Annotated in this window: 12 protein-coding genes; 11 read left to right on the top strand and 1 reads right to left on the bottom strand. The window is 37.1% G+C overall.

All coding sequences use genetic code 11. The features are described 5' to 3' along the window. Positions 1-112 precede the first annotated feature (112 nt). From ACIQXI_RS19245 to ACIQXI_RS19200, 10 genes are all read left to right on the top strand, one after another. Positions 113-1,372 carry a histidine--tRNA ligase gene (locus ACIQXI_RS19245; RefSeq protein ID WP_402927861.1) on the top strand — a complete coding sequence of 420 codons (1,260 nt, stop codon included), beginning with the start codon at positions 113-115 and terminating at the stop codon, positions 1,370-1,372. A 25-nt stretch (positions 1,373-1,397) separates the two neighbouring features. Continuing rightward, positions 1,398-1,901 carry a GNAT family N-acetyltransferase gene (locus ACIQXI_RS19240; RefSeq protein WP_402927829.1) on the top strand — a complete coding sequence of 168 codons (504 nt, stop codon included), beginning with the start codon at positions 1,398-1,400 and terminating at the stop codon, positions 1,899-1,901. A gap of 571 nt (positions 1,902-2,472) precedes the next feature. Continuing rightward, positions 2,473-3,465 (top strand): ABC transporter substrate-binding protein, encoded by a 993-nt coding sequence (locus tag ACIQXI_RS19235; RefSeq protein ID WP_402927859.1) that lies wholly within the window; start codon positions 2,473-2,475, stop codon positions 3,463-3,465. A gap of 158 nt (positions 3,466-3,623) precedes the next feature. Next, positions 3,624-4,640, top strand: a complete 1,017-nt coding sequence (locus tag ACIQXI_RS19230; RefSeq protein WP_402927827.1) for a FecCD family ABC transporter permease — start codon at positions 3,624-3,626, stop codon at positions 4,638-4,640. After that, a complete protein-coding gene (locus tag ACIQXI_RS19225) occupies positions 4,633-5,667 on the top strand; it encodes a FecCD family ABC transporter permease (protein ID WP_402927826.1) in 1,035 nt (344 codons plus the stop codon). The genes ACIQXI_RS19230 and ACIQXI_RS19225 overlap by 8 nt, the downstream gene beginning before the upstream one ends. Positions 5,668-5,732: 65 nt before the next feature. After that, complete coding sequence (locus tag ACIQXI_RS19220) at positions 5,733-6,539, top strand: ABC transporter ATP-binding protein (protein ID WP_402927825.1); 807 nt, start codon at positions 5,733-5,735, stop codon at positions 6,537-6,539. A gap of 15 nt (positions 6,540-6,554) precedes the next feature. After that, the gene (locus tag ACIQXI_RS19215; RefSeq protein WP_402927823.1) at positions 6,555-7,334 is read left to right on the top strand and encodes an IucA/IucC family C-terminal-domain containing protein; all 780 of its coding nucleotides are present in this window, start codon (positions 6,555-6,557) and stop codon (positions 7,332-7,334) included. Positions 7,335-7,515: 181 nt separating this feature from the next. Continuing rightward, positions 7,516-8,058: a cupin domain-containing protein gene (locus ACIQXI_RS19210; RefSeq protein WP_402927822.1), complete on the top strand. Its 543-nt coding sequence runs from the start codon at positions 7,516-7,518 to the stop codon at positions 8,056-8,058. Between the two features lie 241 nt (positions 8,059-8,299). Further along, complete coding sequence (locus ACIQXI_RS19205; protein ID WP_402927821.1) at positions 8,300-9,238, top strand: ring-cleaving dioxygenase; 939 nt, start codon at positions 8,300-8,302, stop codon at positions 9,236-9,238. 19 nt (positions 9,239-9,257) lie between these two features. Next, the gene (locus tag ACIQXI_RS19200) at positions 9,258-9,866 is read left to right on the top strand and encodes a flavin reductase family protein (RefSeq protein WP_402927819.1); all 609 of its coding nucleotides are present in this window, start codon (positions 9,258-9,260) and stop codon (positions 9,864-9,866) included. A gap of 100 nt (positions 9,867-9,966) precedes the next feature. Here ACIQXI_RS19200 and ACIQXI_RS19195 read toward each other — a convergent pair whose 3' ends face one another. Continuing rightward, complete coding sequence (locus tag ACIQXI_RS19195; protein WP_402927817.1) at positions 9,967-10,359, bottom strand: RidA family protein; 393 nt, start codon at positions 10,357-10,359, stop codon at positions 9,967-9,969. Positions 10,360-10,762: 403 nt separating this feature from the next. On the opposite strand from ACIQXI_RS19195, the gene ACIQXI_RS19190 reads away from it, so the two are divergent. Continuing rightward, positions 10,763-11,806, top strand: a complete 1,044-nt coding sequence (locus ACIQXI_RS19190; RefSeq protein WP_402927816.1) for an AI-2E family transporter — start codon at positions 10,763-10,765, stop codon at positions 11,804-11,806. Positions 11,807-11,898: the final 92 nt, after the last annotated feature.

The raw sequence follows: 11,898 nt of genomic DNA, 5'->3' as shown, positions 1-11,898 counted from the left end.
TGAATAGGAAGACTATTTCTCATGAAATCGTATAACTAAGCCGAAATTGGAGCTTATGTTCATACGGTTTTTTTATTTTCTAAAAAACGAAGGAGTGAAAAAGATGAAGAAAATGGATTATCAAAATGTACGAGGAACCCAAGATTATTTACCGGAGCAAGAGCTGATTCGTCGGAAAATTCGCCGTACGTTGGAAGATACGTTTATTGCATACGGTTGTAAACCTCTCGAAACACCAATCTTAAACTATACGAGTTTAATGGCATCTAAATACGCAGGGGGTGCGGAAATTTTACAAGAAATGTATCAGCTATCAGATCGAGGACAACGTGATTTAGCACTACGTTATGATTTAACGATTCCATTTGCAAAAGTCATTGCGATGAATCCGACATTACCTATGCCGTTTAAACGTTATGAAATTGGCAAAGTGTTTCGAGATGGCCCGATTAAAGCGGGCAGATTTCGCGAGTTTACACAATGTGACGTCGATATCGTAGGGGTTGATTCACAAGCAGCAGAGGCCGAATTAATGATGATGGCATTAGATGCTTTTGATAAGTTGGAGCAGGATGTGGTCATTCACTATAACAACCGTAAGTTACTAGTTGGCTTACTTGGATTTTTCGGTGTCAGTGCCGATGATCAAAGCCGAGTTATTTTAATTTTAGATAAAATAGAAAAAGTGGGCAATAGCGCAGTTTTAGGGGAATTAATCGAACTTGGTTTAGAGACAACGGTCATCACAAAAATTGAAAATTTCTTGCAAGATCATCGTAAAAATACGCTTGAATTTTTTGCTCAATATGAGGAACCTGTCATTCAAGAAGGATTAGCTGAAATGCAAGAACTAGAACGTTATTTAAGTACATTAGGCATTACGGCAAATTGTCTATTTAATCCATTGCTCGCTCGCGGGCTGGAAATTTATACAGGCACGATTTATGAAATGTTTGTACGCGATGGTCGCATCACATCAAGTATTGGTAGTGGAGGACGCTATGACAATGCAATTGGTGGATTATTAGGTGGGTCAGATACGTTTGCCACTGTCGGCATATCATTTGGGTTAGATGTTATTTTTACAGCTATGATGTTAGCTCAACAAAAGGATACAGCAACATTGGTTGATGTTTATATTATCCCAATCAATACAGTAGCAGAATCGCTTGTATTAGCGAGGGCTTTACGAAAAGACTATCGTGTTGAAGTCGAGCTAAGTGGCAAAAAAGTGAGAAAAGCAATGGATAAAGCGAATCGTGAGAATATCCCGTTTGTGATTGTGCTAGGAGAGGAAGAGGTTAGGCAAAATCACTATATTATCAAAAATATGGACACAGGAGAAACCACTGTTAAACAATTTGTTTTTTAAAATAACGAAGTAAGGGGATGATAGAATGGCAATACGTATTTTACAACCATCAGATGCTCAGTTATATCAGGAAGTAAGATTATCTGCATTAAAAAATGATCCACAAGCATTTGGTTCAACTTATGAACGTGAAGTAAACTTTTTGTTAGAAACAGTTGCAACACGATTAGAACCAACTAATGATAAATTTGTGCTTGGTGCTTTTCACGACGACGGTTCTTTAGTAGGAATAGTTACTTTTATGCGTGACAACAGCCTTAAAACAAGTCATAAAGGAAGCATTTTCGGCATGTATGTAGCACCTGAAGGAAGAGGGCAGGGATTAGGAAAATTACTTATGAAGGAACTAATTAAGAGGGCGAAAAATTGTGAAGGTTTGGAGCAAATTAAGTTAACAGTTGTCTCTAATAATAGTTCAGCCAAACAGTTATACAAGTCATTAGGCTTTGAGTTGTATGGTGTAGAACGAAATGCTCTTAAATTTAATGGGCAATATTGTGATGAAGATTTAATGGTTTTACATATTTAACGAAAAAATAGTCTTTTGCGTATAAAGTAGCCGCAAAAGATTATTTTTTATTTCCCGGAAAATAGTATTTTTGGGAAATAAGAAATATAAAGTAACTAGCGTCTATTTAGAGTTATTTAATCATTTACTATATTAGAGAACCTTTTGCTACATGAAAGGAGAGGAGGATATGCATCTTTTTATAGACAACGTAAGAGATGTAGCTTTTTTAATAATAGTGCTTTCAAGTTTTATTTATCGTAGACAACTTAAATTAACAAAATGGAAAAGAAAGCTAACGAAAGGCGAAATGTTAATGTATTTACTGACGTCCATTGCTCTTCCGATATATTTCATTATTTATTTTGTTCAGCTTTTTGGAACATAAAAAGCATTTGGAGAAACCTTTCTTCAACTGCTTATTTTATTTAGTTTTATTTACAATATTTTTACATCCTAAATAATCTAAAAATAGATATTGTAATTCCTTCTTTACAAAATTATAATGATAATGATTATCATTATCGACTATATAATTTTTTGATAGGAGGAAAATAAATTGAATTCTGTTAAATTATTAAGTTTTAAAAAGATGGTCATGTTTTTAGTGTTAATATTCGCATTGGTGCTAGTAGGATGCGGAAATAAGGAAACTAAGGAAGCTTCTAATACCGATGACAATAATACAACGCAAGAATCTAGTGCTGACAATAGCAGCACTGAAGAACATAGTAGCCGAGAAGTCACACACTCATTGGGGACAACAACAATTGAGGGCATTCCTACAAAGATTGTAACGCTTTACCAAGGTGCGACAGATGTGGCGGTGGCAATGGGCATAAAGCCTGTAGGGGTTGTAGAATCTTGGGCAGATACGCCATATTATGATTATTTACAAAAAGACTTGGAAGGTGTCCCTCTTTTAGGGGAGGAAACACAGCCTAACCTTGAAGAGATTGCTAAGCTTCAACCAGATTTAATTATTGCATCGAAAAACCGTCATGAGGAAATTTATGAACAATTATCGCAAATTGCACCGACTGTTGTGCATCAAGATGTATTTGACTTTAAAGGCACAATCAATTTAATTGGTGAAGCGGCTCATAAAGAAGATAAAGCAAAAGAATTGCTTGGAGAATGGGAAAGTCGTATAGCAGATTTCCAAACAAAAATTAAAGATAAGTTAGGCGACAAATGGCCAATTAGTGCTTCAGTTGTCAATTTTAGAGCTGACCATGCACGTGTTTATCCAGCAGGTTATGCTGGTGAAATATTAACAGAGCTTGGCTTTAAAGGGCCGAAAAATATTACAGAAGATCCACTGCCAATCGTCTTAAGATTTACAGATAAAGAAAGTATTCCGCAAATGGATGCGGATGTTATCTATATGTTCTATATCGATGATGAAGCGACGAAAAAGACAATGGAAGAATGGACAAGCCATCCATTATGGAAAGAGCTTGATGCTGTTAAAAATGATCAAGTATACCGAGTTGAAGAAGTGTACTGGAATTTTGCGGGTGGGATTTTAAGTGCACATATTATGTTGGATGATATTTATGACAGATTTGAGCTAGAAAAATAAGCGACTGTTCATTACCTAGCGTAGAATGGCAGTCATCTCTTTTGAATCAAATGGGGGCTCAGTGTATGAGTCCCTTCATTTCTAACAGCCACTTCCCCCTAGGGGTAGTAGCAGTTGTTAAAGGAAACTAGAAATATGGATAAGAAAGTAGGAGTGCAATGCAAAATTTGCTTACCAGTACCTCAATGAAAAGAAGTGTTTTGATTATTTGTTGTGTGTTGCTGATTGTAGCATTTATTTTAAGCGTAGCTCTTGGTCAAACGTCTATTCCACTTCAATTAGTGTACGATGCCTTTTTCAATTATGATGCATCCAATTCAGAGCATGTTATTATTCGAACATCTCGTTTTACAAGAGCTGTTGTTGCCACTGTAGTTGGAGCAAGTCTAGCTATAGCAGGAGCTCTAATGCGGGCTTTGACGAGAAATCCTTTAGCTGCTCCAGATATTTTAGGTGTTAACGCAGGCGCATTATTTTTTATTGTATGTGCCATTACCTTTTTTTCTATGGACTCGCTTATCCATTATATGTGGGTTGCCTTTTTAGGAGCAGGTATTGCGGGAGTGCTCGTATTTTTTTTAGGTTCATTAGGAAGAGATGGTCTGACACCTATCAAAATAGTGCTAGCTGGTGCAGCCATTTCGGCATTGTTTATATCTTTTACACAAGGTTTATTAGTAATCGATGAACAAGGCATACAAAGCGTATTGTTTTGGTTAGCGGGTTCTGTTTCAGGAAGAAATCTCGACATGTTGTTGCCTGTACTACCGTTCATTGTTCTAGGTGGTAGCTTTGCCTTTTTTATGGGTAGATCCATCAATATTTTGCAGTCAGGTGATGATATTGCAAAAGGCTTAGGGCAACGTACCATTTTAACGAAAGTTGTTATGGGTATTATTGTTGTCTTACTTGCTGGCGGGTCTGTAGCAGTAGCTGGTTCTATCGGGTTTATCGGTTTAATTGTTCCGCATATGGCGATGGGGTTAGTGGGCACAGACTACAGATGGATTATACCGTTTAGCGCAGTAATCGGTTCAACATTGTTATTGTTAGCAGATATTGCAGCTCGCTTTGTTATTATGCCGTTAGAAATGCCGATTGGTGTTATGACAGCTTTTATTGGTGCACCCTTCTTCATTTATATAGCACGAAGGGGGTTAGCAAAAAATGCATAATTATATAACGGTTCGAACAAAATCGGATAAAGTATCGTTTCAACTATCTAAAAAAGTAGCGCTGATGATTATTCTCCTTTGTATTTTGCTAAGTGGCATGATTTTGCTAGCTCTTTCAGTAGGTAGTGATTTTATATCTCCAGTAACAGTCCTAACAGAATTGTTTGGCTATGGTACAGGTGAATATTTATTTACAATCCAAACATTACGCCTCCCGAGAGTTTTACTTGCGGCGTTAGTTGGCATGGCACTTGCTGTATCGGGATTAATATTACAGGGCATTATTAGAAATCCTTTAGCTGCACCGGATATTATTGGCGTAACTAGTGGAGCATCAGTAGGTGCGCTACTATTTCTTGCTTATGCGACTGTGAGTATTCATTTTTTACCCTTAGCAGCTATTATAGGGGCGGGCGTCGTATCAACAATTATCTATTTATTGTCTTGGAAAAAAGGCGTCACACCTATTCGTATGGTGTTAATTGGAATCGGTATTTCAGCATTTGCAAAAGGGATTGTGACGATGCTAATTGTTATGGGGGAAGAAGTTCGTACTTCAAGAGCTTATATATGGCTTACAGGTAGCTTGTATGGTGCCAATATGCAGGATGTTTATTTATTGCTACCTTGGGTTGTCATTTTGAGTTTGATCACCTTTATTATTGCAAGAGTTATTAATGTGAAGGAATTAGGTGATGATATTGCATTAGGGGTAGGCGTGAAGGTACAAATTTTCCGATTAATATTCCTGTTAATCAGTGTCATGTTAGCTGGCACTGCCGTAGCATTTGTAGGAGGCATCGCCTTTGTTGGATTAGTAGCTCCCCATATTAGTAGAATGCTAGTGGGACGATCATTTGCAGCGCTAATTCCCATTTCATCAATGGTTGGAGCTATTATTGTCATTTTGGCAGATATTATTGGTCGGACAGCATTTTTACCAAAAGATTTACCTGCAGGTGTGTTTACAGCAGCGATTGGTGCCCCATTTTTTATTTACTTACTGTTCCGTACAAGAAATCAATGATGTAATAACAAGCGCAATACATAGGGCGCTAAACTGTACAATATGAGAAAGTAGGTGTAGCTATTTTGAATCATATATTAGAAGCAGATGCATTAACGGTGAGTTATGGTAATACCAATATTCTTGAAGATTTACATTTACAAGTACCAAAAGGGAAAATAACAGTTTTAGTAGGTGCGAATGGTTGTGGTAAATCAACATTATTGCGTACATTTGCACGCTTAATAAAACCAACGGATGGCCATGTATTATTGGAAGGAGAAAAAATTCGGGATTTATCTACAAAATCAGTTGCCAAACGCTTAGCAATACTACCACAGGGACCGATAGCACCTGAAGGGTTAACCGTTTTACAACTAGTTAAACAAGGCAGGTATCCACACCAAAGTTGGATGAAGCAATGGTCCACTGAGGATGAACAAATCGTAAATGACGCATTAGAAGCGACGCAGATGACTCCATTTGCAAATAGCCCCGTCAATGCATTGTCGGGCGGACAGCGACAGCGTGCTTGGATTGCGATGACATTAGCACAAAATACAGATTTGATTTTATTAGACGAGCCAACTACTTATTTAGATATGGCGCACCAAGTAGAAATTTTAGATTTACTATTTGATTTAAATAATAGGGAAAATCGGACTGTCGTGATGGTTTTGCATGATTTAAATTTAGCTTGTCGTTATGCACATCATATTGTGGCGCTGCGCGATAAAAAAATTTATGCACAAGGTAAGCCAGAAGATATTGTAACAATTGATTTGGTGAGGGATGTATTTGGAATGGGTTGCACAATTATGAATGATCCTTTATTTGGCACACCTTTATGTGTACCGCATGGAAAGGGGATAAAGTGTTGTCTTAGAGCCTGAGCGGGAGGGATTTTAATGTTACATGTACAACAAAATAGACGATTAACACCCTCAGAAATAGCAATTTTGACAGAGAATTATCGCTTTACAGAAACAGATTTGCCACCTTCACCTTATTCAATCCAATCAAAAGATTTACTTTGCGGTGAGCAATGCCATCTGTATTTACAAACTATTTCGCCTATTTTCAATTCGACTTCTTTATTAGCTACCGCATCTTTATTTGGCAAGCGCTATTGTGTTTTGACGATGGCAGCCCCGTTATTTGCCATGTCACGGCTACAGAAAGGGTTGGATGTGTCGATTGACAATGCACGTGTGGAATCAAGTTACCAAGAAGATTTATGGCTTCCACGCATAGGATTGGTCGATGCACTAGTATCTTTGCCAACAAGCAACAGAGAAAAATGGCGAGATCAACTACTTCATTACATCTTCGCTGAAAATATCGCTAAAGTTTGGATGGCTCTATCGGCTACTGCTAAAGTGTCGAAAGCTGTACTATGGGAACATGCGGCTATGTATTTGCATTGGTTTTATGAAATCCAATTTCGACAAGGGGCAAGCGAAAAGGAAATAGCTTTTTTAGAAGATGATTATCACTACATTATAGAAGAAGCTCCAGGAGCAATTTTTGGCGAGCGTAAAAATCCTTTAACACAATATAATACTCAAAAGGTCAAGACAAAAAGTACCGACGAACCGATTAGATTACGAAAGACCTGCTGCTATTATTATTTAACCTCTCAAGAAGAACATGATTATTGTATATCATGCCCCAAAATGACAACGTAAAGTTATATAAGTTCGTTTGATGTCAGCAAACTAGTAACAAATAGGTTCATTACCGCAACAACAGAGACACTCGCATAATTATAAATAGAATATATCGTGTAAAATGAGCTCATTGTAATTGGGTACATTCCGACATTAAGTTGCATAGGATAATTTTATAATCTGTGAGAGGATTGAGAAAATGTACTATGTTCCTTATTATGTAAATACGCCAATGTATAGCTATGGCAATCAGCCAATTCAAATGCCTGTACCTCAAGCGGTAGTACCTCCTAATCAAGCTGGTTACGGTTATAACAATCAAATGACTAGCGATTTTGGTACACAACCTTTTGTTGTCAACATGGAGCAGGCAGCTAAGCTTAATAATACGTACCGCACTGCTATTTGGACAGGAAACCATTTGCAAATTACATTAATGAGCTTGAATGTTGGAGAAGATATCGGTTTAGAAGTGCATCCACATGTTGATCAGTTTTTATATATTGAACAAGGGCAAGGGGTCACGCAGATGGGTAGCAGTAAAGAGAATTTAAGCTTTAGTCGGAATGTGTATGATGATTATGCCATTGCCATACCTGCTGGTACATGGCACAACTTAACGAATACGGGAAATACACCGTTAAAGCTGTATTCGATTTATGCACCTCCTAACCATCCTTTCGGTACGATTCATGCTACGAAGGCAGATGCAGCCGCTTCAGAACATGGTTATGGTCAATAACGTTTCATACTTATATAATTGCGGAGCTGTGAGGGATTACAGCTCTGCTTTTTTATGCAAAAAATACTTTCTAGCAGAGTGATTGACGAAATTAAAATTAACGTGTTATAATTATCTCGAATTCAAGATATATTAATTCGAGATAATTAACAAAGTCTTTATGGAGCAGTTTGAAGTTGTACAAAATAAGAAAATCTAAGCATGAGAAAACATGTCATTAATTACGAAGGAGAATAGTCACATGAGCAAACATACAGAAGGTATTCATCATATTACAGCCATTGTAGGGCACCCACAAGAAAATATCGATTTTTATGCAGGTGTTTTAGGTTTACGTTTAGTAAAACAAACGGTCAATTTTGACGACCCTGGCACTTATCATCTTTATTTTGGCAATGATGCGGGGAAACCTGGTACGATTATTACATTCTTCCCTTGGGCAAACGCTTATCAAGGACGTATCGGTGATGGGCAAGTAGGCGTTACAACATATGTTGTTCCTGAGGGGGCTTTGCCTTTTTGGATTCATCGTTTGGCGAAATTTTCTATCCCGTTCAAAAAAGCTGAACGTTTTGGTGAGCAAGTCGTTCAATTGGATGATCCGCATGGACTTCATATCGAATTAGTTGCACGTGCGCAAGGTGATTTAAATAACTGGACATTTGGTGATGTTACACCAGAGGTTGCTATTAAAGGTTTTGGTGGCGCAACACTTTATTCAAGTCGTCCACAAGAAACTGAAAAAGTACTAACAGAAGTAATGGGGCTTGAAAAAATAGCGACAGAAGGCGAATATACTCGCTTTATATCCAGTGCTGATATCGGAAATATTATTGATTTAAAAACTGTACCTGGTATACGTGGACAAATGGGTGTCGGCACAGTCCATCATATTGCGTGGCGAGCAAAAGATAATGCGGATCACTTAGAGTGGCAAGAGTATGTTATGAATCATGGGCAACATGTTACAGAAGTGAAAGATCGAAATTATTTTAACGCCATCTATTTCCGTGAAGCGGGTGAAATTTTATTTGAGATTGCGACAGACCCACCTGGATTTGCGCATGATGAAACCCTTGATACAATGGGTAGTCAATTAATGTTACCGTTGCAGTTTGAACCACATCGAGAACAGTTAGAAAGTACATTAATCCCAATTAAAGTTCGTTCATTGGATTGATAAAAGGGGGAGGAATCATTTGATTTCGATTGATCCTAAAAATAATACAGAGCGTGAAAACTATAAATTATTAACGGGTAGTATTATTCCTCGGCCGATTGCTTTTGTGACAACAAAGTCGGAGCACGGTGTGGTCAATGGTGCACCATTTAGTTATTTTAATATCGTATCATCCAACCCGCCAATGCTTTCTTTAGCCATTCAGCGATCGGCGGGGTCCTTAAAAGATACGGCTCGTCATATTCAGTATCAAGGACAATTTGTTGTGCATATTGTAGATGAAGATAATGTAAGCCAGGTTAATGAAACAGCCGCTTCTTTAGCTGCTACAGAAAGTGAAGTTGAAAAAGTTGGTTTTACAGTTATTGACAGTAATCGCATTAACGTTCCTGGTATTATGGAGGCGAAGGTCCGCATGGAATGTCGCTTAATCCAGACGATACCTTTAAAAAATGGTGAGGAACAGACAGGTGATTTGTTTATCGGTGAAGTTGTACAATTTCATCTAGATGAAGCGGTTTATCAAGAAGGTCGAATAGACTCAAGTGCTTTAAAGGCTGTAAGTAGATTAGCTGGATCCAGTTACGCAACAATTGGCGATATTTTTGAGATAGCACGTCCAAAATAGGAAAACTGACATGCTTATGAATGAGGGCACTAAGCAGTAGAACCTCATTCATAAGTATTGAAATACATAGGTCACATGCTTTACAGCCAGTACCCTCAAATTATAATATTTCCTGACATGCCCAAGCATCGATTTCCACTTTTAATGTAGGAGTAGCAAGTGCTACTACATACAACATCGTCATACAAGGCAAGTGATCACCAAAAAAGTCATTCATCACTTTCTTTCTTTCAGTGGACTCAAAATCCCCTACTAAGTAAAAAACAACTTTTGTTATATCATTAACAGTCATGCTAGCACACTCTAAATTTTTTTTAATATTATCTAATGCTATTTTCAGTTGGGCAATTGGTTCTTCAGGCACAGTGCCATCTACTGTCATTCCTATTTGACCTGATAATGTGAGCCACTTATGAGGTCCAGTTATTTCGATATGATGTACGTAAGGCGCAACGGGTGAGTGAACTTCCTGTGGGTTTCTTGAGATTTTCATTTAATCCATCCTTATCTATTGAATTTTTGCTAAACTTCTAAAATATGTACGAAAATTAACATAAAAGCCTGAATTTAATGCATTTTATAAAAGAAGTTACTTTGGATATACGTGTTTATAAGGTTATAATAGAATAAAAATGCTGGCTATAACGCTGATGTAGCTTTCAATACACAATGATTAATAGTATTGTCTTTCATTCTAATTTGATAAGAGGAAAAAAACTACTTAAAAATGGAATTACTCCTTTTAATTAGGGATATTGATGGATGTATCCCTCAGCTCAAATAATGATATGAAAATTATCTATATTGATTACTAATATTTTGTCTACTTGCTTAATAGTATTGTATTTTGTAAGTCGACAGTTGAAGCGAAGCCGTTTTGTGGAAGGAGTGAATGCATGAGTAATTTTTTTCGAAGTAACGGATTTAAACGTTTTATTATTCTAGTCGGAATTGCTATTGCCCTATATTTAATGCGCAGTATGATTAACCTTATTCTTCTCACTTTCATTATGACCTACTTAATGAATGAGCTCTCTACGAAGGCGACGAAAGAGTTTAGAAAAATTGCACCAATCAATGAAAAAGCGATTATTGTTGCGCTATACCTCCTGCTTGTAGCTGGAATTATAGCCGTTATTTATAAGTATTTGCCGATTGTGACCCAACAGATTACCCAGTTATTTGATTTGATAGCTGCTTTTAATCTCAATCCAAACGATAACGAGATTGCGAGATATTTAGCGCCGACATTTGAGAAAATTGAACTCGGTAAATATTTGGAACAAGGTGTGGATATTACCCTTAAAAATTTAACGAACATTGGTAAAGTGATTTTGCACGTTTTCATCGCACTTATTTTGAGTTTGTTTATTCTTCTTGAGAAGAAGCGAATAATTGAATTTACTGCAAAATTTAAAGATAGCAAGATTGGTCCGCTTTATGATGAGTTAACATATTTCTCTAAAATATTTATTCGTTCTTTCGGTAAAGTTATTGAAGCGCAATTTATTATTGCAGCTGTAAACTGTATTTTATCTGTTATAGCACTCTCAATTATGGGCTTCCCGCATTTAATTGCACTTGGAATAATGCTGTTCATCCTTGGGTTAATTCCAGTAGCAGGGGTAATTATTTCATTATTCCCTCTTAGCATTATTGCTTATAGCATTGGTGGCCCTATGTACATTGTCTACATTCTTATTATTGTAGTGGTACTACATGGGATTGAGGCATATTTCTTAAATCCAAAGTTAATGTCTGCTAAAACAAATTTACCGATTTTTTATACGTTTATCGTCATTCTTTTCTCTGAGCAATTTCTTGGCGTTTGGGGACTTATTATCGGGATTCCGTTATTTATGTTCCTGCTCGATGTTCTAGGAGTTACCTCCTCTGATGGAGAATCACAACAAGCGGTCGCGATAAAAGAAACAAAGTAAATTAACAAAAGGAAGCAGCGCGTAATGCGTATGCTTCCTTTTTTGATATTAGCAAGAATCCGTTTGAGGTCCTTTCCGGAATCTTTTTTAGC

This window comes from Lysinibacillus sp. NPDC097195, assembly GCF_044762075.1.
Classification (GTDB): Bacteria; Bacillota; Bacilli; order Bacillales_A; family Planococcaceae; genus Lysinibacillus.
This window is presented reverse-complemented; position numbering and strand designations above follow the sequence as displayed.